Annotated in this window: 19 protein-coding genes; 13 read left to right on the top strand and 6 right to left on the bottom strand. The window is 71.1% G+C overall.

From position 1 onward, the window contains the following. Nucleotides 1-19: 19 nt before the first annotated feature. The 4 genes from ACZ49J_RS29685 to ACZ49J_RS29670 all read right to left on the bottom strand — a co-directional run bounded on the left by ACZ49J_RS29685 (nt 20) and on the right by ACZ49J_RS29670 (nt 6,435). Entirely contained in the window at nt 20-1,828 is a 1,809-nt protein-coding gene (locus tag ACZ49J_RS29685) for a glycoside hydrolase family 15 protein (RefSeq protein WP_467453415.1), read from the bottom strand. A gap of 148 nt (nt 1,829-1,976) precedes the next feature. Beyond that, a complete protein-coding gene (locus ACZ49J_RS29680) occupies nt 1,977-3,467 on the bottom strand; it encodes a cellulose binding domain-containing protein (protein ID WP_467453416.1) in 1,491 nt (496 codons plus the stop codon). A 306-nt stretch (nt 3,468-3,773) separates the two neighbouring features. Beyond that, nucleotides 3,774-5,093 (bottom strand): radical SAM protein, encoded by a 1,320-nt coding sequence (locus ACZ49J_RS29675; RefSeq protein ID WP_467453417.1) that lies wholly within the window; start codon nt 5,091-5,093, stop codon nt 3,774-3,776. Nucleotides 5,094-5,427: 334 nt separating this feature from the next. After that, nucleotides 5,428-6,435, bottom strand: coding sequence for a hydroxyacid dehydrogenase (locus ACZ49J_RS29670; protein WP_467453418.1), 1,008 nt, complete (start codon nt 6,433-6,435; stop codon nt 5,428-5,430). 391 nt (nt 6,436-6,826) lie between these two features. Here ACZ49J_RS29670 and ACZ49J_RS29665 point away from each other — a divergent pair, with 391 nt between their 5' ends. The 10 genes from ACZ49J_RS29665 to ACZ49J_RS29620 all read left to right on the top strand — a co-directional run bounded on the left by ACZ49J_RS29665 (nt 6,827) and on the right by ACZ49J_RS29620 (nt 19,496). Further along, a complete protein-coding gene (locus ACZ49J_RS29665) occupies nt 6,827-7,726 on the top strand; it encodes an aminoglycoside phosphotransferase family protein (protein WP_467453419.1) in 900 nt (299 codons plus the stop codon). 81 nt (nt 7,727-7,807) lie between these two features. After that, complete coding sequence (locus ACZ49J_RS29660) at nt 7,808-9,052, top strand: D-arabinono-1,4-lactone oxidase (RefSeq protein WP_467453421.1); 1,245 nt, start codon at nt 7,808-7,810, stop codon at nt 9,050-9,052. Between the two features lie 211 nt (nt 9,053-9,263). After that, nucleotides 9,264-10,493, top strand: coding sequence for an ROK family transcriptional regulator (locus ACZ49J_RS29655; RefSeq protein WP_467453422.1), 1,230 nt, complete (start codon nt 9,264-9,266; stop codon nt 10,491-10,493). A gap of 195 nt (nt 10,494-10,688) precedes the next feature. Next, nucleotides 10,689-11,954: an ABC transporter substrate-binding protein gene (locus ACZ49J_RS29650; RefSeq protein WP_467453423.1), complete on the top strand. Its 1,266-nt coding sequence runs from the start codon at nt 10,689-10,691 to the stop codon at nt 11,952-11,954. 20 nt (nt 11,955-11,974) lie between these two features. Further along, nucleotides 11,975-12,940, top strand: coding sequence for a carbohydrate ABC transporter permease (locus tag ACZ49J_RS29645; RefSeq protein ID WP_467453425.1), 966 nt, complete (start codon nt 11,975-11,977; stop codon nt 12,938-12,940). Next, nucleotides 12,937-13,833 (top strand): carbohydrate ABC transporter permease, encoded by an 897-nt coding sequence (locus tag ACZ49J_RS29640; protein WP_467453426.1) that lies wholly within the window; start codon nt 12,937-12,939, stop codon nt 13,831-13,833. The genes ACZ49J_RS29645 and ACZ49J_RS29640 overlap by 4 nt, the downstream gene beginning before the upstream one ends. Before the next feature lie 27 nt (nt 13,834-13,860). Beyond that, nucleotides 13,861-16,764 carry a glycoside hydrolase family 2 TIM barrel-domain containing protein gene (locus ACZ49J_RS29635; RefSeq protein WP_467453427.1) on the top strand — a complete coding sequence of 968 codons (2,904 nt, stop codon included), beginning with the start codon at nt 13,861-13,863 and terminating at the stop codon, nt 16,762-16,764. An 89-nt stretch (nt 16,765-16,853) separates the two neighbouring features. After that, nucleotides 16,854-17,885 (top strand): ABC transporter ATP-binding protein, encoded by a 1,032-nt coding sequence (locus ACZ49J_RS29630; RefSeq protein ID WP_467453428.1) that lies wholly within the window; start codon nt 16,854-16,856, stop codon nt 17,883-17,885. Between the two features lies 1 nt (nt 17,886). After that, the gene (locus ACZ49J_RS29625; RefSeq protein ID WP_467453429.1) at nt 17,887-18,690 is read left to right on the top strand and encodes an ABC transporter permease; all 804 of its coding nucleotides are present in this window, start codon (nt 17,887-17,889) and stop codon (nt 18,688-18,690) included. Nucleotides 18,691-18,695: 5 nt separating this feature from the next. Then, the gene (locus tag ACZ49J_RS29620; protein WP_467453430.1) at nt 18,696-19,496 is read left to right on the top strand and encodes an ABC transporter permease; all 801 of its coding nucleotides are present in this window, start codon (nt 18,696-18,698) and stop codon (nt 19,494-19,496) included. A gap of 97 nt (nt 19,497-19,593) precedes the next feature. Here ACZ49J_RS29620 and ACZ49J_RS29615 read toward each other — a convergent pair whose 3' ends face one another. Beyond that, a complete protein-coding gene (locus tag ACZ49J_RS29615; RefSeq protein ID WP_467453431.1) occupies nt 19,594-20,571 on the bottom strand; it encodes a D-alanyl-D-alanine carboxypeptidase family protein in 978 nt (325 codons plus the stop codon). A gap of 441 nt (nt 20,572-21,012) precedes the next feature. Between ACZ49J_RS29615 and ACZ49J_RS29610 the strand changes: the two genes are divergently transcribed. The 3 genes from ACZ49J_RS29610 (at nt 21,013) to ACZ49J_RS29600 (ending at nt 23,835) form a co-directional block, all read left to right on the top strand. Continuing rightward, nucleotides 21,013-22,332, top strand: a complete 1,320-nt coding sequence (locus tag ACZ49J_RS29610; protein ID WP_467453432.1) for a jacalin-like lectin — start codon at nt 21,013-21,015, stop codon at nt 22,330-22,332. A gap of 101 nt (nt 22,333-22,433) precedes the next feature. Further along, the gene (locus ACZ49J_RS29605) at nt 22,434-23,039 is read left to right on the top strand and encodes a TetR/AcrR family transcriptional regulator (protein ID WP_467453433.1); all 606 of its coding nucleotides are present in this window, start codon (nt 22,434-22,436) and stop codon (nt 23,037-23,039) included. Next, nucleotides 23,032-23,835 carry an alpha/beta fold hydrolase gene (locus ACZ49J_RS29600; protein WP_467453435.1) on the top strand — a complete coding sequence of 268 codons (804 nt, stop codon included), beginning with the start codon at nt 23,032-23,034 and terminating at the stop codon, nt 23,833-23,835. Before ACZ49J_RS29605 ends, ACZ49J_RS29600 begins: the two co-directional genes overlap by 8 nt. Here the strand turns inward: ACZ49J_RS29600 and ACZ49J_RS29595 are convergent. Next, complete coding sequence (locus tag ACZ49J_RS29595) at nt 23,769-24,269, bottom strand: MSMEG_6728 family protein (protein ID WP_467453437.1); 501 nt, start codon at nt 24,267-24,269, stop codon at nt 23,769-23,771. The genes ACZ49J_RS29600 and ACZ49J_RS29595 overlap by 67 nt on opposite strands. Nucleotides 24,270-24,289: the final 20 nt, after the last annotated feature.

The following is a 24,289-nucleotide window of genomic DNA, read 5'->3' as shown; positions in this document are numbered from 1 at the left end:
GGGGCCGTACGGACCGGCGTCAACCGGTTTTCCGCGGCACTCCGCGCCGGTGCTCGGCGGCGTGCCCGCCGAGTTCGTACGCCACCCGGATGAGGGGGACGTGGGTGAACGCCTGGGGAAAGTTGCCGAGTTGGCGGTGGGCCACGGGGTCGTACTCCTCGGCGAGCAGGCCGACGTCGTTGCGCAGGGACAGCAGCCGCTCGAACAGTTCGCGGGCCTCGTCCTCGCGGCCGATCAGGAGCAGCGCGTCCGCGAGCCAGAAGGAGCAGGCCAGGAAGGCGCCCTCGGGCCCGGCGAGCCCGTCCGGGGAGAGGCCGCGGCCGGCGGAGTAGCGCAGCACCAGCCCGTCGGCGGCGAGTTCGCGCCGTACCGCCTCGACGGTGCACAGGACCCGGGGGTCGTCCGCGGGCAGGAAGCCGGTCTGGGGGATGAGCAGCAGGGCCGCGTCCAGTCCGGCCGATCCGTAGGCCTGGGTGAAGGTGCCGCGGGCGGGGTCGAAGCCGCGCTCGCACACCTCGGCACGGATACGGTCCCTGACCCGGCGCCAGCGGCCTGTGGGCCCGGGACGCCCGTGCTCCTCGGCGAGGCGGACCGCACGGTCGAAGGCGACCCAGCACATCACCTTGGAGTGGACGTGGTGGCGCGGGGCACCGCGCATCTCCCACAGCCCCTGGTCGGGTTCGGTCCACACCCTTTCCAGGTGGTCGAGCAGGAGCTGCTGGAGAGAGACCAGATGGTGCCGGGGGCGCAGTCCGGAGCGGACGGTGAGGTGGACGGTCTCCATCAGCTCGCCGGGGACGTCGAGCTGTCGCTGTCCGGCGGCCGCGTTTCCGATGCGTACGGGGCGTGAGCCCTCGTACCCGGGCAGCCAGTCGGCCTCCCACTCGGTGAGCCGGCGTTCGCCCGCGAGGCCGTACATGATCTGGACGTCCCCCGGCCGCCCGGCCACCGCCCGTTCCAGCCAGCCCCGCCAGGCGTCGGCCTCCGCGGTGAAGCCGCTGCGCAGCAGCGCTTCCAGGGTGAGGCCCGCGTCGCGGAGCCAGCAGTAGCGGTAGTCCCAGTTGCGCGAGCCGCCGATCTCCTCGGGGAGGGAGGTGGTGGGGGCGGCGACGATCCCGCCGGTCGGCTCGTAGGTGAGGGCCTTGAGCGTGATCAGGGAGCGGGCCACCGCGTCGCGGTAGGGACCGTCGTACGTCAGCGGGCGCAGCCAGTCCCTCCAGTACGTCTCCGTGACCCGCAGCGCCTCGAAGGCGTCCACGGGGCCGGGGGCGGGCAGGTGGGAGGGGTGCCAGGCCAGCACGAAGGGGATCCGTTCGCCGGCGCGGACGCGGAAGCGGGCGGTATGGGCCTCGCCGCGCCCGGTGAGCCGCACGGGGGTACGCAGCCACACCGACTCCGGTCCGGCGATCCCGGTCAGGGCGCCGTCCGCGCGGCGCATCCAGGGCAGGACGCGCCCGTAGTCGAAGCGCAGCCGCAGGTCCACCCGCATGTCGACGCTGCCGGACAGGCCCTCGACGACGCGGACGACGCAGGGGGCGTCCTCGCGGGGCGGCATGAAGTCGGTGACGAGGGCCTGTCCGGTGCCCGTCTCCCACTGGGTGTCGAGGACGAGCGTGTCGCCGCGGTAGCGGCGGCGGGCGCGTGGGCCGTCCGGCTCGGCCGGGGCGATCAGCCAGCGGCCGTTGTCCGGGCCCCCCAGCAGCGCGGCGAAGCACGCGGGCGAGTCGAACCGCGGCAGACACAGCCAGTCCAGGCTCCCGTCCCGCCCCACGAGCCCCGCGGTGAGGAGGTCCCCGACGAGGGCGTAGTCCTCGATGCGTCCCGGCATGGGCCCAGTGTCGGGGCGCACGCGGGGGCGGGCATGCGGGACGGGGCGTTCGGGGTGAGGGCCGCACCCCGCCAGGGGCGCGGGGAACTGCGCGACCGCCCACGGACAACCCGCAGCCGCAGGACCGGAGCAACGCGGCAGGTGCGCGTCAGCTCACCTTCGTACAGCTCCGCCCGTTCAACGTGAAGTCACCCGGCGCGGAGTTGTCCCCCTCCCACGAAGCCAGGAACCCCACCCCGAAGGTGCCCCCCGCGTCCACGGACCGGTTGTAGTCCGCGGCGGTAGCCGTCACGCGGGCGGCGTCCTGGTCGTAGGAGCCGTCCCACATCTGGGTGATCCGCTGACCGTCCTTGAAGGTCCAGCCGATGCGCCAGTCGTCGAGGGCCTTGGCGGAGGTGACCGTGACGGTCGCCTGGAAGCCGTCGGGCCACTCGTTGACGATCTCATAGCGCAGGCGGCAGGAGGACTCCGACTCGTCGGGCTCGACCGGCCGGTGGGATATTCGTGCCGGGGAGGAGCCCTCGCCCTGCGGCGCCGGGTCGGAGACGCCGGACGGCGTGCGGCTGGCGTCGGCGCGTGGCGCCTCCGAGGGGTCGCCCGTGGTGTCGGACGGCAGGGGCGCGACGGTCGGCAGCGAGACGTCCGGGTCCGCGACGGGCTGACGGCTCGACGGGTCGCCCTGAGCCAGCTCGCCGCCCTCGGAGTCGAAGGGCATGAGGGAGACGGCGAGGGCCAGGACGGAGACGATTCCCGCGGCCACCAGCATGCCGGTGCGGCCGACGCGGGGCTTGTGTTCCCTGCTCGGCGACAGGCCCCGGTCGGCTCCCGACAGGTCGGCGCGGCCCGGGATCAGCCCGGCCTCGGCGGCCCGGCGGCGGCGCTCCAGGTAGGCGTGTCCGCCCCAGCCGATCACGCCGCCGGCGAGCGCGGAGGCGAGTTGGCCGCCCTGCAGCCGGAGGCATGCGGCGGCCTCGGCGCACTCGACGCAGACGGCGAGGTGGCGCGAGAGGTCCTCGGGGGTCTCCGTGCCGGACGAGCGGGTGACGGCGTCCAGCAGCCGGGCGTAGGTGCGGCATTCCGCGTCCATGGGCGTGTCGAGGTGGTCGCGCTGGCAGCGCTCCCGGAACAGCGACCGCACCTGGGCGAGTTCGCCCTCCGCGTTCGCCGGGTCGAGCCCGAGCCGCCGGGCCACGACGGGCAGCGGCAGCGCCTCCACCTCGGCCAGCCACAGCAGGGCGGCGTCCGGCTCCTGCATGTCGCTCAGGCCGCGCAGCGCGAGCGGCCGGTGCAGGGGCGGTCCGGTGTAGCGGGCGGCCTTGTCGGAGTTGAGCCACAGCCGCAGGTCGGGGTCGAGGCGGGGGCCCCGCCCGTGCGCCTCCCAGGAGGCGGCCGTGCTGCGGACCGAGCTCAGCAGGAACGGGATCCTGGGCAGCCGCATCGCCCGCCGGCCCGCACTCCGCCCGGCTCTGGCCTCGTCGGCGCGGGCCTCCTGGATGCCGTGCGTGAACGCCTCCGTCGCCAGCTGAGTGGCCGAGGCCGACCCGGAGGTGCACAGGTCGGCGTAAGAGAGGACCGCGTCCCAGCACTCCGAGAGCAGCGCGGCTTCGGTGGCGTCCTGGGGCTTCGGCAGGTCGGGCATGGTTCTCCTGCATCCACAGAGCAAAGGGCGTTCGTCTGAAACGGTGCGCATCCACAATGCAAAGGACAACTCGCCTTAGAACCAAGGGAGTTGGGGGTGTCTCACGACAGGCCCCGAGCTTTTCACGGTTCTCACACAACTGACAAGCCACATGTTCAAATGTGGTTACCGCCGGTCGTGGCTGGTGGGTTGTACGTACGGCGGCACCGATCGACTCACCCGCCACAGAAGTTACTCGATAAAGCAAGCCCCCTTGCACGCCCTGGGGCGTGCAAGGGGGCTCGTGAGCCTCGGAAGGCGCCGCGCCTACGCGCCCACGCGCTCGTCGGCCGGCAGGCTGTCCATGAACGAGCTCACGGAGAAGACCGCGCGGCCGGGACCGGGCGGGCCGTATCCGGGCGGGGACGACAGCCCGAAGTCGTCCATGGTGGCGCGGTAGGCCTCCAGCAGCCGGATGTGGTACTCCAGCGGCGCGCCCTGCGGATTCGCCTTGCCGAGCGGGGTGGTGGGCTCGGGGCACCAGGTGGTGAACCGGGGTGTGATCCCGTGGGACATGAAGAAGCGCAGCCCCTCCGTCGTCGACGCGATGGCCTCGTCCACGGTCGTGAAGCCGAAGGGTTCGGACATCTCCACGCCCGCGACGAAGTTGGGGATCACGTTGCGCGCGCCGAACACCTCCGCCGAGTCGAGGATGCGCCGGTGCCATTCGTCACGGCCGACGTACCGCTCCTTGCCGGGGCAGTAGAGCTCGAAGAGGCGCCGGTCCCACACCTCGTAGTTGGGGTGGTAGATCTGGACGCCGTAGTCCTTGAAGCGCTGCACGTCGTCGCGGGGCAGCGCCTGGGCCACCACCTTGCCGATCCACCGCCCGGGGAACCGCTCCTCGATGGCCTTGGCGTAGTGCCCGTAGAAGTCGGCCTCGTCACGCCCGGCGACCTTCGAGGTGATGGCACCACCGGTGAGCGTGTACGCCGTGGACGCCTTCGCGGTGTCGTACCGGTCGATGATCTCCAGCGCCTCCAGGACCTCCTCGACGTCCTTGACGCCGGTGTACGGGCGCCCGGCCGCCTTGTGCTGGCGCCAGTTGTGATTGATGTCGCAGTACTGGCACTCCTCCTTGGCGCCGAAGTACTGGCACACGCGGAAGACTGTCAGATAGATGAGGTAGCCCCACTGGATGGTCGGAGCCACCTCCATCACGGACTTCCCGTTGGCGAGCGTGTGCCGGTAGTACTCGGGCATCGGCGGCACACCGACGTCCGCGATGCGCTTCCCGTCGAGGTAGAGCCCGAGGACCCCGTCCTCTCCGGCGGCGACCCGGTACGGCGAGGACGGGTTGACGCGCACGGACACGACGGTGCGGCGCAGGTCGTAGGGGCCTCCGGTGAGGATGATCTCCTCCGGGGGGCGCCTCAGCGCGGCCTCGCCGAGTTCGGGCAGGGTGCCGTGGTCGAAGGAGAAGATGAAGTACGACTTCGGCTTGACCTCGCCGTCCTCGTTGTCGCTCAGCGCCGACGCGTCGAAGGCCACGCCGCCCCTGAGCAGGTCCTCCTTGAAGACGGCCTCCCGCGGTACGTGCGGGAACCGTTCCATCAGATCCTCGACCAGCGCGGTGCGGCTGCCCATCCCGTTTCTCCTCGCTCCCTGCTCGGTGCTCCACTCCTCACGGTATGCCCCGGGGTGGGCGTGGGTGGTGAGGGGGTCCTTCTTCGCCCCCGTCGCCCCTGCCCGTCCCATCCCGGGGCTCCGCCCCGGACCCCGCTCCTCAAACTCCCCCAGCTACCGCTGGGAGGTGCCCCCGTAGGGCTGGATTTCCAGCCCGTCCGGCGTTTGAGGACGAGGCCGAAGGCCGATACGCGGGGGTCTGGGGGCGCAGCCCCCAGGGATGGTGGGGGTCCCCCCGCTCGAGCGAAGCCGAGAGTGGGGGAGGGCAGGGGCGGCGGGGGCGAGGCAAACCCCGTCAAGCCATGCGCTCCAGCACGGCCCCCTCGATCCCGTGCGCCAGCGGCAGCCCGGCGGCCAGCCGTTCCGCCTCCTCCACGACGGCGACTCCCAGGCGGGCCACCTCGTTCCCCTGCGAGCCGGCGAGGTGCGGGGTGATGAAGGCGTTCGGCAGGTCGAGGAGCGGGGAGTCGGCGGGCAGCGGCTCGGGGTCGGTGACGTCGAGGATCGCGCTGAGGCGCCCGGCGCGCAGCTCGTCGGCGAGCGCGTCGTGGTCGACGAGCGCGCCGCGCGCGGTGTTGATGAGGACCGATCCGTCCGGCATCAGGGCGAGTTCGCGACGGCCGACCAGATGCCGGGTCTCGGGCGTGTCCGGGGCGTGGAGGGTGACGATGTCGGAGGTGCGCAGGAGTTCGTCGAGCGGCACCAGGGGGACGCCGAGCGCCGCGGCCCCGGCCTCGTCGACGTACGGATCGGTCAGGCTCGGCCGCAGGTCGAAGGGGCGCAGCAGCTCGATGAGGCGGCGGCCGATGCGGGAGGCGCCGACGATGCCGACGCGCCGGCCGTGGTTGCCGATGCCGGGGACGACCTCCCAGCCGGGGTGCACGCGTTCGGTCCGCAGGCGCTCCCTGCTGACGAAGACGTCCTTGCCCGCGAGCAGGATCATGGCGAGCGTGTACTCGGCGACGGGCAGCGCGTTGGCGCCGGCCGCCGAGGAGACCCTGATCCCGCGTTCCCATACCGCCGGTGTCGTGAAGCCCTTCACGGAGCCCGCGGAGTGGAGGATCGCACGCAGCTTCGGTGCCGCGTCGAGCACCGCCCCGTCGACCGCGGGGCACCCCCAGCCCGTGACGAGGACCTCCGTACCGGCGAGCGCGTCCCGTACCCGCGGGTCGGCGAAGTCCTCGGCGACCAGAGTGGGGTCGATGTCCACGGCGTCTCGCAGGCGAGCCATCACGTCCGGTGGGAAGACCCGGGGAACGTTCTCGGCGGTCATGGCGAACAGGGCCACGGGACGCTGGGGCAAGGAAGGGGCCTTCCGGCTCGTCGGCACAGGGACAGCAAGTCGGCCCCAACGTAGGCGGCGGCGTGTGACGGGGTCAACGCCTCGCACACCGGGGAGTCGGCCCTTGCGCGGACAGGAAAGCACCCCCGGCGGAGGGGGAGAAGAGAGCCGGGGGTGCTGCGGACGACGGGTGGGGTAAATCCGTCATCCGCACCGGAGACGCGGCAGCCGGTGCCCGATAACAGAAATTTCGCCGGCGGCCGGCGACTACGAGGGCCGCGGATGCCGTAGGGGGGTGTCAGATGTCCCCCGCTGTCCGCCACCTCGTACTCCGGTCAGGAGAGGACGCGGACGAGCATCCACCCGATCAAACCGGTTGACGTCCGCGGCGCCCGGCCGCTCCCATGACCGGATGCACACCACCGCCTCCCGCACGGACACCGGCCTCGTACGCCGCCTGCTCACCGCGCAGTTTCCCCGGTGGGCGGGCCTGCCCGTCGAGCGAGTCGGCTCCGCCGGAACCCAGAACGCCATGTACCGGCTGGGTGAGGACATGGTGGTCCGACTGCCCCTCGCCCCCGGGGCCGCGCTCGACGTCGAGAAGGAGCACCGGTGGCTGCCGCGGCTCGCGCTCCGGCTTCCCGTCGCCATTCCCGTACCGCTGGGGAAGGGCGTGCCGGGGGAGGGCCAGGCGTGGCCGTGGTCCGTCTACGGCTGGCTCGACGGCGAGCCGCCGGCCGTCGGGCGCCTCACCGAACCCGGCGCGCTCGCCAGGGACCTGGCCTCGTTCGTGACCGCGCTGCGGGGCGTCGATCCCGCGGACGGTCCGCCGTCCTACCGCGCCGAGCACCTCGCGTCCCGGGACCAGGAGACCCGGGCCGCGCTGGCGGAGCTGCGGGGGATCATCGACACGGACGCGGCGACCGCCGCGTGGGAGACCTCCCTGCGCGCCCCCGCGTGGTCCGGCCCGCCGGTCTGGATCCACGCGGACCTGCAGCCCGGGAACATGCTGCTGGCCGGAGGCCGCCTCAGCGCGGTCATCGACTTCGGCTGCCTGGGCCTGGGCGAGCCCGCCGTCGACCTGATCGTGGCCTGGTACGTCCTGCCGGCCGGGGCGCGCGCCGCCTTCCGGGCCGGGGTGGACGCCGACGACGCCTGCTGGGCGCGCGGCCGTGGATGGGCACTGTCGATCGCGCTCCTCGAACTCCGGGCGTACCGGGACTCGAACCCGGTCATGGCGGCCCACGCCCGGCGCGTGATCCACGAGGTACTCGCCGACCACGCGCGCCGCACGGGAGCCGTACGGGGTTGATCCCGCGGTGCCCTTGGGTTGGGATGCCGTCGTACACGCACGTGGGCGGCGGTACCGGACTTCGGGGAAGGGACACCGGGGATGAGCGACACCGTGACCAACTGGGCGGGCAACATCACGTACACGGCCAAGGAGGTGCACCGGCCGCTCTCGGTCGAGGGGGTGCGGGCACTGGTCGCGGGCAGTGGGGCGGTGCGGGTCCTCGGCAGCGGGCACTCGTTCAACGAGGTCGCCGATCCGGGACGCGAGGGCGTGCTGCTGTCGCTGGCCGCGCTGCCGCCGATGACGGAGGTGGACACGGCGGCCCGTACGGTCCGGGTGGGGGGCGGCGTCCGGTACGCGGAACTCGCGGCCGCGGTGCACCGGCACGGTCTGGCCCTGCCGAACATGGCCTCCCTCCCCCACATCTCGGTGGCCGGTTCGGTGGCGACCGGCACCCACGGCTCGGGCGACACCAACGGCCCGCTCGCCTCGGCCGTGCGCGAGGTGGAGCTGGTCACGGCGGACGGGGAGGTCGTCGTGATCGGGCGAGGGGACGCTCGCTTCGGCGGGGCGGTGACGTCTCTGGGCGCCCTCGGTGTCGTCACCGCGCTCACCCTCGACCTGGAGCCCGGCTTCGAGATGAGCCAGCACGTGTACGTCGACCTGCCGCTCGCCGGGCTCGACCACGCGGCCGTGGCGGCGTCGGCGTACAGCGTGAGCCTGTTCACCGACTGGCGCCGGCCGCGCTTCAACCACGTCTGGGTCAAGCGGCGCACCGACCAGCCGCTGCCGGACTTCCCGTGGGCGGCGCCCGCGACCGAGGCGGTGCACCCGGTGCCGGGGATGCCCGCGGAGAACTGCACGCGGCAGTTCGGGGTGCCGGGGCCGTGGCACGAGCGGCTGCCGCACTTCCGGGCCGAGTTCACCCCGAGCAGCGGGGCCGAGCTGCAGTCCGAGTACCTGCTGCCCCGGCGGTACGCCCTGGACGCGCTCCACGCGCTGGACGCCGTACGGGACTCGATCGCGCCCGTGCTCCAGATCTGCGAGGTGCGGACGGTGGCCGCCGACGACCAGTGGCTGAGCCCCTCCTTCGGGCGGGACACGGTCGCCCTGCACTTCACGTGGATCGACGACACCACGGCCGTACTGCCCGTGGTGCGGCGGGTCGAGGAGGCCCTGGACCCGTACGATCCGCGACCGCACTGGGGCAAGGTGTTCACGGCGCCGTCCGAGGTGCTGCGCGAGCGGTACCCGCGGCTGGACGACTTCCGGGCGCTGGCCGAGGAGCTGGACCCGCACGGCACGTTCCGGAACGCCTTCGTACGGGACGTGCTCGGCGGCTGACGCCCGGGCCCGGCCCGACGCGCGCGGGGGCTCCGGGCGCGTTCCTCACGCCCTGTACGCTGACGTGCGGCCCCGCCACCGCCGTACTTTGTAAACCCCCTTTCCTAACCCCTTGTCGAAAGTCCCGGCAGGCCATAGCCTTGCGCCGCGCCGGAGCCCAGGGACGCCCCTGGCGTGGGCCGGAGGAAACTAGGAGGCTCTCGTGTCGGTGGTGAAGCGCACATCACGTGACATCCGCACCGCGAACCGCTACGAGGTGCTGCGCCAGATCATCGCCGAGTCGCCCACGTCCCGGCAGGAACTGGCCGCCGCCACGGGGCTGAGCCTCGCCACGGTGGCCACCCTCGTGGGTGAACTGCTCGACCTGCGCATGATCACGGAGGTCGGGTTCGAGGACTCGGCGGGCGGGCGCCCGCGGGGACTCGTGGCCGTCAACGCGTCGGGGGGCGCGTTGATCGGCGTGGACATCGCGGAGACGTACGTCCGCGTCGAGCTCTTCGACCTGGGGCTGAACGTGCTGGCGCGCGCCGACGAGGACATGCGACCGGGAGAGAGCCGCCCGGAGCAGGTCGTCGGCCACGTCGCGGCGGCCGTCGGCTCGGTGGTCACGCAGGCGGGAGTGGAGGGCGCCCGGGTGCTGGGCGTCGGGGTGAGCGTGCCGGGGCAGGTCGACCGGGACACCGGGTTCGCGGAGTACGCCCCGAACTGGGACTGGCACGAGGTACCGCTGGTCGACCTGCTCGCCGAGCACATCGCCTACCCGCTGTACCTGGACAATCCGCTGCGCGCCTGCGCGGTCGCCGAGCAGTGGTTCGGCGCGGCCCGCGGGCACGGGGACGCCGTGGTCGTCAACCTGGGCACCGGAGTGGGTGCCGGACTGGTTCTCGGCGGCGGGCTGCACCGGGGTGTCAGCAACAGCGCCGGCGAGTGGGGGCACACGACCCTCGTGCTCGACGGGCGGCTGTGCCACTGCGGCAACCACGGCTGCGTGGAGACGTACGTGGGCGCGCCCGGGATCATGCTCAACCTCCGGGAGCTGAGCCCGAAGAGCACGCTGCTCCACCCCGAGGACCAGACCGCCACCATCGACGCGCTCGCCCGCGGGGTGGCCGCACAGGATCCGGTGGCCCTCAAGGTCGTCCGTGACACGGCCCGTTACCTCGGCGCCGGTATCGCGGACCTGGTCAATCTCCTCAACCCCCAGGTGGTCGTGCTCAGCAGCTGGGTCGCGGCCACGCTGGGCGAGCCGCTGCTGCACGAGGTGCGCGAGGCCGTGGCCCGGCACGCGCTGCGCCGCCCGTTCGCGGCCACCGGGATCGTCCTCTCCCCCATCCCCACCGACCCGGTGTGCCTCGGGGCGGCGACCTTCGCCCTGGAGGGCGCCCTGTCGTCGATCAGCGGCCAGCGACCCGCCCGCCGCACCACCCGCTCCAGGAACTGAACGGCGGGGAACCCACCTCCCTCCCGGCGCCGCGTTCGACATCCCGAACCGCGTACAACGCTTCGTGCAGACTTCGTTCAACCCCTTGCCGAAGCCTTAGCCGAAGGTTAACGTCCCGCTCCGCGCCTCCCTTTGAGCCCTCTGGCGCTGAGCAGCAAGAGCCGCAGCCGCACCATTCGAGACAAGGACGTCAGCATGTCGGCATTGAGCAACAGCAACTGGGACCGCCGCACCGTTCTGCGGGCCGCCATGGGCCTGGCCGCCGCCGGCGGACTGGCCGCGTGCGGCAGCAACACCGGCCGCCCCAGCGGCGGTGGTTCGGGCAAGAACCTCGTGCAGATGTTCCACGCCTACGGCGAGGCGGGCACCGAACAGGCCATCAAGCGCTACGCGAAGGCCTACAAGGACGCCAACGTGACCACGCAGTGGATCACCAGCTCGGACTTCGAGAGCAAGCTGTTCTCGTCCCTGCTCACCAAGAACGCGCCGGATCTCTTCGAGTTCCACCCGCAGATCCAGATGGTGAAGAGCGGTCAGGTGGCGGACCTGACGGACATCATCGAGCCGGTCAAGGACGACTTCAACCCGGCCGACATCAAGTCGCACACGGTCGACGGGAAGATATACGGCGTCCGGATGATCGACGACCCGCAGTTCTTCTTCTACCGCAAGTCGATGCTGGAGAAGGCGAAGGTCGACGTGCCGACCACGCTCGACGAGCTGATGGAAGCAGCCGCCAAGCTCACCACCGGCAAGGTCAAGGGCCTGTACATGGGCAACGACCTGCACAGCGTCAACGACACGTTGATCTGGTCGGCCGGCGCCCAGCACCTCACCGAGAAGAACGAGATCGCCTACCACACGGACGGCGTCGTCGAGGGCCTGAAGAAGATGCGCAAGCTGTTCACCAGCGGCAACCTTCTCCTCGGCGCCCCGACCGAGTCCTGGGACCCCTCCTCGCTCAACCAGGGCCTGTGCGCCATCCAGTTCTGCGGTATGTGGGCGATGCCGCAGATCCAGGACGCGCTCGGCGACGACTGGGGCGTCTTCCCCTTCCCGAAGGTCACGGACGACGGCAAGCAGTCGGTCTACAACGGCGGCTGGTCGATGTTCGTCAACGCCAAGGGCAAGAACGTCGACGCGGCCAAGGAGTACGTCAAGTGGCTGTGGATCGACCAGAAGGAGTACCAGGAGGACTGGGCCACCTCCTACGGCTTCCACATCCCGCCGCGCACCTCGCTCGCCAAGGAGGCCACCAAGCTCAAGTCGGGCAACGCCGCTGAGGGCGTCAGGCTCTTCAACGAGTTCGGGCACTTCGACAACATCGGCTGGACCCAGGCCATGCGCACCGCCATGGAGGACGTCTGGGCCAACTGCGTGCGCAAGAGCATGGACCCGGAGGCCGCCCTCGACAGGTGCGACAAGGCCGTCAACCGCGAGCTCAAGAAGCTGTTCGGATAGGCCGCGGGACGGACCACGACATGTCGACCTCCACGACGCGCGACCTCGCGCGCCCCGCCACGGCGAAGGCCTCACCAGCCAAACCGCGGCGGGGTCTGCGGGGCAGCTCCACTGTCAACTTCTGGCTCTTCACCGGGCCGTTCCTCATCGGTCTGGCGATCTTCGTCTACACGCCGATCCTCTGGAGCCTCTGGCTGAGCTTCTTCGAGGCCCGCTTCACCGTCACGCCCGACAAGTTCGTCGGCTTCGACAACTACACGTACATGCTGACGAACGACGACTTCGTCGGCTCGCTCGGCACCTTCACCGTCTTCGCCGCCTTCATCGTGCCCACCACCTGGGCGCTGTCGCTGGGCCTGGCCCTGCTGGTGAACCGGCTGCGCTTCATGCGGGCGTTCTTCCGGTCGGTCTTCTTCCTGCCCACCGCGGTCTCCTACGTCGCAGCCTCGCTGATCTGGAAGATGTCCATCTTCAGCGGCGTCCGCTTCGGCCTGATGAACACGGTCCTCGGCTGGTTCGGGATCGACAACATCGCCTGGCTGATCGACCCCAACCCACCCTGGTACTGGCTGGTCATCGTCACCGCCCGACTGTGGCTGCAGTCCGGCTTCTACATGATCCTGTTCATCGCGGCGCTGCAGAACATCCCGGACGAGCTGTACGAGGCCGCCGCCATCGACGGCGCCAAGCCGGGCTGGCAGACCTTCCGGCACATCACCCTGCCGCAGCTGCGCGCCACCTCCACGGCGGTGATCCTGCTGCTGCTCGTCGCCGCCTACCAGGCTTTCGACGAGTTCTACAACCTGCTGTCGAAGACCACCTGGGGCCGCCCGCCCCTCATGGAGCTGTACTACAAGGCCCTGGGCGAGAGCCAGGACTACGGCGCCGGCAGCGCGGGGGCACTCATCCTCACCGTCCTGATCTGTGCCGTGACCCTGCTGCAGGGCAAGCTCATGGGCTTCGGAAGGGGGGACGAGTCCAAGTGACCACCACCATGCCCGAGGTGCCGAAGTCCGCGCCGACAGCGGGCAAGCCCCGCCGCGTCAGGCGCGGTGGCGGCGTGATGAGCTCCACCGGCCTCTACATCTCCGTGGGCGTCGCCGCCTTCCTCTTCCTGGTGCCGTTCTACATTCTCGTCCGCAACGCCCTGTCCACCGACGCCGAGATCACCGGCGAGACCTGGAAGTTCTTCCCCACGGACATCCAGTGGGGCAACATCAGCGAACTGTTCACCGACGAGACCGTCCCCTTCGCCCAGTCGCTGTGGAACTCCACGGTCGTGGCCACCCTGCACACCGTCGGCGTCCTGCTGGTGTGTTCCCTCGCCGGCTACGGTCTGGCCCGCATCCCGTACAAGCACGCCAACAAGGTCTTCTACGCCGTCCTGGGAACCCTGATGGTCCCGACCGCCGTGACCTTCGTCCCGAGCTTCGTGCTGGTGTCGTCGCTCGGCTGGGTGGACAGTTACCGAGGTCTCATCATTCCGGGCCTCTTCAGTGGTTTCACCTGCTTCCTGTTCCGGCAGTACTTCCTGGGGTTCCCCAAGGAGCTGGAGGAGGCGGCGCGCGTGGACGGACTGGGCTACTGGGGCGCGTACTGGCGCATCGTGGTGCCCAACTCGCTGAACTTCTTCGCGGCGATCGCCACCATCACCTTCATCGCCGGCTGGAACGCCTTCCTGTGGCCCCTGGTCATCGGCCAGGACCCGAGTGCGTGGACCGTCCAGGTCGCGCTCTCCAGCTACATGACCAACCAGACCGTCGTCTTCCATCTGATCTTCATGGCCACGGCCGTTTCCATCCTGCCCCTGGTGTTCGTGTTCCTCTTCCTCCAGCGCTGGCTGGTGCAAGGAATCGCGCAGACGGGCATCAAGGGCTGACGCATCCTTCCCAAGACCTGGAGACCGATGACTTCCCGCACCACCCCCACCTCTTCCGTCGCCTATGTCGAGGACGTCTCACCCGGCAGCGGTGCCCTGCCACCGCGCGCCTGGTACGCGTCCTCCGACGCCACGTCCCTGTCACTGAACGGCGCCTGGCGCTTCCGTCTGTCGCCGACCGCCGACGCCGAGGACGACTCCTTCGCCGCGGAGGGGTACGACGCCGGGGACTGGGCGGAGGTGGCGGTCCCCGGCCACTGGGTCCTGCAGGGCGACGGGGCGTACGGGGCGCCGATCTACACCAACCACCTGTACCCGTTCCCGGTGGACCCGCCGCGGGTGCCGACCGAGAACCCGACCGGTGACCACCTGCGGGTGTTCGACCTGCCCGCCGAATGGCCCGCGGACGGCGGCGCCGTGATCCGTTTCGACGGGGTGGAGTCCTGCGCACGGGTGTGGCTCAACGGCACGGACATCGGTGAGTTCAAGGGCTCACGGCTGGCGCACGAGTTCACGGTCGGGCACCTGCTGAAGCCGAAGGGGAACGTGCTCGCCGTCCGGGTCCACCAGTGGTCGGCGGGCTCGTACCTGGAGGACCAGGATCAGTGGTGGCTGCCGGGCATCTTCCGTGATGTGACGCTGCTGCACCGTCCGGCGGGCAGCGTGGGCGACTTCTTCGTGCACGCCTCGTACGACCACGTCACGGGTGAGGGGACCCTGCGCGTCGACTCCGATGTCGACGGCCGGGTCACCGTGCCCGCCCTCGACATCGATGTCGCCACGGGCGAGCCGGTGACCGTGCCGGTCGAGCCGTGGACCGCGGAGACCCCGCGCCTGTACGACGGTGTGCTGGCCACCGAGGGCGAGCGGGTGCCGCTGCGGATCGGTTTCCGCACCGTCGTCCTCGAGGACGGGCTCATCAAGGTCAACGGCAGGGCGATCCTGTTCAAGGGCGTCAACCGGCACGAATGGCACCCGGAGACGGGCCGCGCGCTGGACCTGGAGACCATGCGCGAGGACGTGCTGCTGATGAAGCGGCACAACCTCAACGCCGTACGCACCTCGCACTACCCGCCGCACCCGGCCTTCCTCGACCTGTGCGACGAGTACGGGCTGTGGGTCATCGACGAGTGCGACCTGGAAACCCATGGCTTCACCGAGCAGGCCTGGCGCGACAACCCCGTGGACGACGACCGCTGGACCCCGGCGCTGCTCGACCGCGCGGCCCGCATGGTCGAGCGCGACAAGAACCACCCGTCCGTCGTCATGTGGTCCCTCGGCAACGAGGCCGGCACCGGGCGCGGTCTGACGGCCATGGCGGAGTGGATCCACGGCCGGGACGGCTCGCGGCTCGTGCACTACGAGGGCGACTGGAACTGCCGTGACACCGATGTCTACTCGCGGATGTACGCCGACCACGCCGAGGTCGAGCGCATCGGGCAGGGCTTGGACGGAGGCACGCGGAGGCGGCGCGAACTGCCCTTCATCCAGTGCGAGTACGGGCACGCGATGGGCAACGGCCCCGGCGGGATCGCCGACTACCAGGAGATCTTCGAGAGGTACGAGCGGCTCCAGGGCGGCTTCATCTGGGAGTGGATCGACCACGGGATCAAGCACCCGGAGCTGGGCTACGCGTACGGCGGCGACTTCGGCGAGGAGCTGCACGACGGCAACTTCGTCTGCGACGGACTGATCTTCCCGGACCGGACGCCCTCCCCCGGGCTCGTCGAGTACAAGAAGGTCATCGAGCCGGTCCGCATCGACGGCGACGGTACGGACGGCACCGTACGGATCACGAACGCGTACGACTTCGCCGACCTGTCCGCGCTGGCCTTCGCGTGGGCGTACCAGGTCGACGGTGAGACGGTCGAGGCGGGTGCCCTGTCGGTGCCCCCGCTCGCGCCGGGCGAGTCGGCGGAGGTGAAGCTGCCGCAGCCGCCGGCGGGCGGCGGGAGCGGCGAGGCGCAGTGGACGGTACGGGCGCTGCTGGCGGACGAGACGGCGTGGGGGCCGAAGGACCATGTGGTGGCCTGGGCCCAGCTCCCGGTCACCGGGCGCCGGCCGGTGCCGGTCGCCGCCTCCACCGCTCCCGTGCCCGGTGAGCGGGTGATCACGCTCGGCCCGGCCGCCTTCGACGCCCGCACGGGCGCGCTGATGTCCGTCGGCGGGGTCGATGTGACCGGGCTGCGCCTGGACGTGTGGCGGGCGCCGACAGACAACGACGACGGCGCGTCCTGGCAGGACGACACGCGCTGGGGTGTGCTGTGGCGCACGTACGGTCTGCACCGGATGCGGCACCGGCTGGACGCGGTGGAGACGGGCGACGACGCTCTGACCGTGCGGACCCGGGTGGCGCCCGCCGCCGGGGAGGTGGGCCTGCGCACGGTGTACCGCTGGACGTCCGACGGGGCGCGGCTGAAGCTGACCGTGTCCGTGGCGCCCGAGGGCGACTGGAAGGTGCCGCTGCCGAGGCTCGGCATCCGCTTCGGGCTCGCCCGGGCGGACCGGGTGGAATGGTTCGGCGGCGGTCCCGGCGAGGCGTACCCCGACACCAGGGCGGCGTCGATGCTGGGCCGTTGGCGCTCCTCGGTGGACGAGCTGCAGACGCCGTACGTCCGCCCGCAGGAGAACGGCGCCCGCGCGGACGTCCGCTGGGCGGAGCTCGGCGGGCTGCGCGTCGAGGGCGACCCCGAGTTCTGGTTCAGCGCGCGGCGCTGGACGACCGAGCAGTTGGACGCCGCCCGGCACCGGACCGACCTCACTCCCGGCGACACGGTCTGGGTGAACCTCGACCACGGCCAGCAGGGCATCGGCTCGCAGTCGTGCGGTCCGGGCCCGCTGCCGCAGTACTTCCTGAGGGCCGAACCCGCGGAGTTCTCCTTCGTCTTCTCTTCGCCTTCCCAAGGATCGGTTAATCCGTTGACCGGCTGATCGACGATCCGCAAAGGTGAATCAGATCCTCCGCGGCCGACCGGGCCCCACCGGTCGGCCGCGATTCACGTGTCCCGGAGGTTCGTGAAGTGTCCGGAAGTATCGAGGTCCGAGGCCTGTCCCGTACCTTCCACACCACCGTCCGCCGCCCCGGGTTCCTGGGCGCCGTCAGATCCCTCGTCAATCCGGAGCGGGTGGCCAAGCACGCCGTCAGCGACATCAGCTTCGACGTCGCGCCCGGCGAACTCCTCGCCCTGCTGGGGCCGAACGGCGCGGGCAAGTCCACCACCATCAAGATGCTCACCGGCATCCTCACGCCCACGGCCGGCGAGGCGAGGGTCGCGGGGGTGGTGCCGTACGAGGAGCGGGAGCGCAACGCCCGCAACATCGGGGCGGTGTTCGGGCAGCGCACCCAGTTGTGGTGGGACCTGCCGGTGCGGGAGTCGTTCGCGATCCTGCGGGACATCTACGCGGTGCCGGAGGCCGAACACGCGGCGCGGCTGAGGGAGTTCGACGAACTGCTCGATCTGTCGTCCTTCTGGGACACGCGGGTCCGGCACCTGTCGCTGGGCCAACGGGTGCGCAGCGATCTGGCCGCCGCGCTGCTGCACGACCCGCCCGTGGTGTTCCTCGACGAGCCGACCATCGGCATGGACGTGGTGGTCAAGGAGCAGGTGCGCGAGTTCCTGCGGTACCAGGTGACCGAGCGGGGCCGGACGGTGCTGCTCACCACGCACGACATGACGGAGGTCGAGCGGCTCGCGGAGCGGGTCGTCCTCATCAACCACGGGCGGCTCGTGCTGGACGGCTCACTCGACGAGATCCGCCGGAAGTTCGGCTCGACCTGGCAGGTCCGGGCGACGCTCGCCGACGCGCACGCCGGCGTCGGGGCGCTGCCGGGCATCGCGGTACTGCGGAAGGACGGGCCGCAGGTCGTGTTCGGCCCCGACGGGCCGGACGCCCCCACCGTGCACCAGGCGCTGAAGGCGGTCATCGAGCGGTACGAGGTGACGGGCATCGCCATCGACGAGGCGGACCTGGAGGACGTGATGCGGGCCGCGTACGCCCAGTCGGAGCCCGTCACGGAAGCGGTCGCGGAACCGGTCGCGGAAGGGGCCTGAGATGGCCGTTCCGCACGCCTGGCGCGTCACCCGCGTCACCCCGCTCGGCGAGCTGCACACACCGCCCAGGATGACCGCCGTCCTGCTCCGGCTGACGGTGCAGGTGGTGCTGGTGGCGTCCCTGTGGCACGGCCTGTACTCGTCCGCCGGCACCACCGCCGGGCTGAACGAGGACCAGGCCGTCACGTACGCCGTACTGGCCGTACTCGCCTCGCGCCTGCGGGAGTTGGAGCAGATCGCGAACCGGGACACCGTGCTGCAGCACATGCACTTCGGCACGATCGTCTACTGGTACCTGCGCCCGCTGCCGCCGCAGCGCTACCACGCCCTGCGCACCGTCGGCGAGCAGGTGTACGGGTTCGCGTGGGCGCTGGGCGGATATCTGGTCTGTCTGGCGGCCGGAGTGGTGGAGCCGCCCCGGTCGGCCGCCGTGGCGGGGGTGTTCCTCCTCAGCCTGCTGCTCGGCCAGCTGGTCCTGTACTTCGTGATGCTCGTCCTCGACCAGCTGTGCTTCTGGACGGTGCGCAACAACTCGGCCATGCTGATCCTGATCTTCGCGCAGAACCTGCTGTCCGGGGTGTACGCGCCGCTGTGGTTCTTCCCGGACTGGTTCATCACGATGAGCTCCTTCCTGCCGTTCCAGGCCACGCTGAGCGTGCCGCTGTCCCTCTACATCGGCCGTATCCCGCTGTCGGACGCGCCCGCGCAGCTGGCGATCCAGGCCGCGTGGGCCGTCCTGCTCTTCCTGTTCACCCGTTTCCTGTGGCGGCGGGCCGCCCGCCGTGTCATCTCCCAGGGAGGCTGAGGACCGTGAACGGCGTCCGGATCGCATGGCGTGTCACGGTGCTCAACTTCCGTGCCCAGATGGAGTACCGCACCGAGTTCCTGCTGATGATCGCGATCGGCGCGGTCTGGCAGGTGTCGGTGATCGTGTTCGCGACGGTGCTGCTGTCCCGGTTCACGGGGATGGGCGGCTGGGACAGCTCGGACGTGCTGCTGATCCCGGCCACGCGGATGCTCGCGCACGGGCTGTTCGTCCTGCTGCTGGGGCGTGTGCACTACATCGGCCGGCAGATCCAGGAAGGGCTGATCGACGTCTACCTGACGCGCCCCATGCCGGTGCACCGCCAGGTCCAGCTGTCCTACTTCCCCACCAACGCGATCGGTGACCTGACGGTGGCGGCGGGGCTCATGGTGGGCGCGCTCAGCCGCAGCGACCTGGACTGGACGGCGGGCCGGATCTCCTACCTGGTCGCCGCGGTCGTCGGCGGCATGCTCCTGGAGGCGGCCCTGTTCACCGTGGTGGCCTCGGCCGCCCTGCGCTTCCCGGCCGCCGACTACTGGAGCCGCTGGCTGGAGGAACTGCTCGGCACGTTCGGCAGCTATCCGCTGAACGTCCTGCCCAAGGCGGTGGGCGGCTTCCTGACGTACGGGCTTCCGCTCGCGTTCGTCGCGTACTTCCCGGCCGCGGTGCTCACCGGCCACGGCCACGACACGGGTGTGCCGTTCTGGCTGGCGGCGGTGTCGCCGCTGGTGGGGGTGCTGGCGTACCTCGGGTCCCGGCTGTTGTGGCGGTGGAGTCTCGGACACTATGCGGGGGTGAACGGGTGACGTTCGGGGAGGTGCTCCCGCTCGCCGCACCGGGCGCGGACACGGCCGGGGCCCGGGACCGGCGTCGCCGGTTCCGGGCCCCGGTGGGTCGCCCCGGTCAGTCCTGCTGGGCACCCGCGGGCAGCGAGCGCAGCTTCATGGTCGACGCGGTGTTGGTGCCGAAGCCGTAGTCCAGCATCCTCGCGGCGTCGTTGTAGCGGTCGGTGCTGTTCAGGATGACACCGATGAGGGTCTTGTCGCCACGGGTGGCGGCGAAGACGAGACACGGCCCCGCGGCCGTGCCGGTGCCGGTCTTGATGCCGATGGCACCGGAGTAGGAGCCGAGCAGTTTGTTGGTGTTGTACCAGGTGTAGGTGCGGGTGCCGCCGGTGCTGGTGGGGGCGTACTGCACGGTCTTCTGCGTCTTGACGACGGTGCGGAAGGTCGAGTACCCCATCGCGCTGCGGGCGAGCTTCGCCAGGTCACGCGGCGTCGTGTAGTTCGAGCCGGTCGTGGAGATGCCGTCGAACGAGTCGAAGTGGGTGTTGGTCAGCCCGAGGTAGTCGGCCTTCTTGTTCATCTTGCCGATGAACGACTTCACCCGCGCGGCACGGGTGTCGCCGGTGCCGAAGGTGTCGGCGAGCGCGTACGCGGCGTCGCATCCCGAGGGCAGCATCATCGCGTACAGCAGCTGCCGGACGGTGACGCGGTCGCCGGTCCTCAGGTCGGCGGTGCTCGCGCCCTGGGCGGTGACGTAGTCGCGGTAGGCCTGCCGGACGGTGACCTTGCGGTCGAGGTCGAGCCCGGGCTGGCTGAGGACCACGCGGGCGGTCATGATCTTCGTGGTGCTGGCCATCTGCCGCTTGGTGTCCGCGTACTTGCTCATCAGCCTGGTGCCGGTCGCCTTGTCCAGCAGGAAGGCGCCCTTGGCGCTGACCGTGGGCGCGGTGGCCGCGTACGCGGGCGAGACCACGGGGGTGGCCAGCAGCACGGTGCCCGCCGTCACGGCTATGGCCGCGGCCCTGCGCACCGTCAGGGCACGGGATCTTCGTGCGCCCGCACCCCGGCGGACACGCCTGTCCTTCTCAAGGGTCATCAATTCAAACGCTCCGATATTCGGTCCGGATCGACACACAAGCCGCAGAGCAGATGAAGCGGCTCTCCGCCCCCCATGACTCACGAGGGTGAGGCATGGTTGCACAGCGCGGGCCCGGACACCGATCGAGCTCGCAAATCGGGCATTCGGCCGTGATGGGTCGCGGGCTGCTCCTCGGGGGCGCTTCCGTACCACCTCACCGTCTCAGCCGATGGCTGCGGTCCCGATCGTGCGACCACCCCGATGCCGGCCGTCCTCTCCCTCGACCGCGCCTCGGCCGCCCCTTCGGCGTACGCCGCGACGCCCGGAGCCTCGAAGAGTTCCTTTCCTCTCTCTTCTCTGTTCTCTCAACTGACCTCGTGCGCCACACTGTTCGGGTCAACCTGAGTGTCGCTCACCTTTTCCCTCCGTTCCCTCCCTCTCCTTCAGGAGACACCCCCCATGAGAAGACTCATCGGTGCCCTGGCGGCCGGTGCGCTGGCGGTCACGGGCCTCGCCACCGCCGGCTCGAAGCCCGCGGCCGCCGCCGACTCCGGCACGTTCAACGTCCTCACGTACAACGTCGCGGGGCTCCCCCTCGGCCTCGGCGACAGCGACCCGGAGACCAACACCCCGCTGATCGGCCAGCGGCTGGGACCGTACGACATCGTGAACGTGCAGGAGGACTTCAACTACCACGCGTCGCTGTACGCGAACGACGCGCACCCGTACCGCACGGCGACCAGCGGCGGAGCCGGGTTCGGCGACGGACTCAACACACTCTCGGACTACTCCTTCGAGGACTTCCAGCGGGTCAAGTGGAAGGACTGCACGGGGACGAACTGCCTGACGCCCAAGGGGTTCACCCTCGCCCGGGTCCGCCTCGCCGAGGGCGTCTTCGTCGACCTCTACAACGTGCACACCAACGCGGACTCGGACGACGCCGCCCTCGCCGCCCGGCGCGCCAACGTCGAGCAACTGTCGGACTTCATCCAGGCGAACTCCGCGGGCAACGCCGTGATCGTCATGGGCGACACCAACACCCGCTACACGCGCGCCGGCGACAACATCCGCACGCTCGTGAACGAGAACGGCCTCACGGACCCGTGGGTCAAGCTGGTGAGGGGCGGCACGCCCCCGGCCCAGGGCAGTGACGCGCTCGTCTGCGACGCGGCGGCCCCGACGAACGAGTGCGAGGTCGTCGACAAGGTCCTCTACCGCGGCAGCGACCTGGTCAGCCTCACCGCCACCCGCTACAACAACGACTGGAAGTCGTTCCTGCGCTCCGACGGCAAGCACCTCTCCGACCACTTCCCGCACGCTGTCGACTTCTCCTACACCCGCAATTCCTCCCTGCGCGCGAGCGACTTCATCGGCGGCCCGCACGGCACGGCGTTCAACGACGCGGACGACCTGCCCTCCGCCGTGTCGCCGCGCACCCTCACCCTGCGCGGCGCCTCGCGCCTGGACGCGGTGTCACTGAGGCACGACGACGGCACGGTCCTGGCCCACGGCGGCACCGGCGGCACGGCCACCTCGCTGACCCTCGCCTCGGGGGAGCACCTGACCTCGGTGAAGCTGACGCAGGGTCAGAAGGACGGTCGGACAAGGGTCTTCTCGGCGGCCTTCACGACGGACAGGGGCCGTTCCCTCTCCTCCGGTACGGCGACGTCCGACACGAAGACCTTCACCGCCCCCTCCGGCTGGCAGATCGTCGGCTTCACGGGCCGCGCGGGCGACGAGATCGACAAGCTGGGAGTGCTGTACGCGCCGATCCGCTGACCGGGACCCCCATACCCGGCTAGGCCCCCCAGGCTATAACCTAGGGGGCCTAGGTTATGTCCCGGAGACGCAGCTCCGGAAGGGACGGAAGGGGGGCCGCCATGGCCCGTGCCGGGCTCACGACCGAGCGGCTCGTGGAGGCCGCCGCCGATCTCGCGGACGAGGTCGGGTTCGACAACGTCACGCTGTCCGCACTGGCGCGACGGTTCGGGGTGAAGGACGCGAGCCTGTACGCGCACGTCAGGAACCTGCGGGAGCTGCGCACACGGGTGGCCTTCCTGGCCGGGGGCGAGATGATCGACCGTATCGCCGCGGCGGTGGCCGGACGCGCCGGAAAGGACGCCCTGGCCGCGTTCGCCGGCGCCTACCGGGAGTACGCCCTGGAGTGCCCGGGGCGCTACGCCGCGACCCAGATCCGGATCGACCAGGCCCTGGTCGCCGACTCGCCCAACCTCCGCCGCACCGCCGAGATCACCTACGGCATGCTGCGCGCCTACGGCCTCGACGAGCCCGACCTCACCGACGCCGTTCGCCTGCTGCGCAGCACCTTCCACGGCTACTGCGCCCTGGAGGCCTCCGGCGGCTTCGGCGCCCCCCGTGACGTACAGGCGTCCTGGGAGCAGGCCGTCGCCGCCCTGCACGTGGCACTGGAGCACTGGCCCCACCGCGACCAGCAGGACGAGAACCAGGAGAAGAACGATGAGTGACCCGCACTTCGACGTGTGCGGCGGCGGACCCGTGCTGCTCGTCGTCCCCGGAGGCGCGGGGCACCCCATGGGGCTCGACGCGTTCGTGGGGTGGCTCGCCGAACGGTTCACCGTCGTGACGTACGACCCGATGGGCCTCGCGCACGGGTGCGCCGACGAGCCCGCCGGGGACCAGCGGGTTCAGGCGTGGAGCGACGGGGCACGGCGCGTGCTCGACGCGGTGCTGCCGGACGGCGCGTCCGCGTATGCCTTCGGCAGCAGTTCCGGCGGGATCGCCGTTCTCGACCTGCTCGCCCGCCACCCGGAGCGGCTGCGGCACGTCGTCGCGCACGAGCCGCCCTGCGTCGAGGCCCTCCCCGACGCCGCCCGGCACCGGGCGGCCTTCGCCGAGGTGTACGAGACGTACCACAGGCTGGGAACGCGGGCGGCGGTGGACCGGCTCGGCGCCGCCCTGGAAGGGCGCCCCTGGGAGGCACCCCCGGACGAGGTCCCGGAACGCGTCGACGACGGCCCCGCCACTCCTCTGGATCTCTTCCTCTCCCGGGTCCTGCGCCCCTTCACCTCCCACCCGCCGGACCTGCCCGCCCTCGCGGCGCTCTCCGCCCGCCTCACCGTCGCCGTCGGGGAGGACTCACAGGGCCTGCTCCCCCGCCGGACCGCCGAGTCCGTCGCCGAACGCACCGGCGGTGCCGTCGTGGAGTTCCCCGGAGGCCACGTCGGAGCGCTCACTCACCCTGTCTCGTTCGCGGACCGGCTGGCGCGGACGCTCTCGCGGTCGGACGTCGGCCAGAGGTAGGGGAGGTCCGCCGGCACCCCGGCGAACATCGCGGCGTAATGACCGGGGTCCTTGCGGACGAGCGCTGACTGGTGACTGCGGTGGAACGCCCGGTTCCCGAGCCACGGCGGCAGCGCGCCCGCCGCTGCGAGCTCCCGTTGCGAGCGTGGCCTCGTGATGCCGGTCGCCGCCCGCAGGTCCGCCAGGAGTGTCGCCTCGCAGGTGTCGGCGCGCCCACCGCCGCGCCACCGGTGGCAGACCTCCAGGGCGTACCGGACGAGTGCCTCCTCGTACCCCGCCCACATGCGGACAGCCGGGTGACGGGCCCACCCGTAGCCGGGCACGGTCAGCGCCCTGAGCACCTGCAGGGCCTCCACCCGCTGCTTCCCGAGGCGCCGCGCGTCGAGGGCGCGGGCGCTGCGGGCGAAGTCGGGATAGGGCAGGAACGTCTGCATCGTCTCTCGTCCGGCCTGCT

It is taken from the genome of Streptomyces sp. NPDC030840 (genome assembly GCF_055572015.1).
This window is presented reverse-complemented; position numbering and strand designations above follow the sequence as displayed.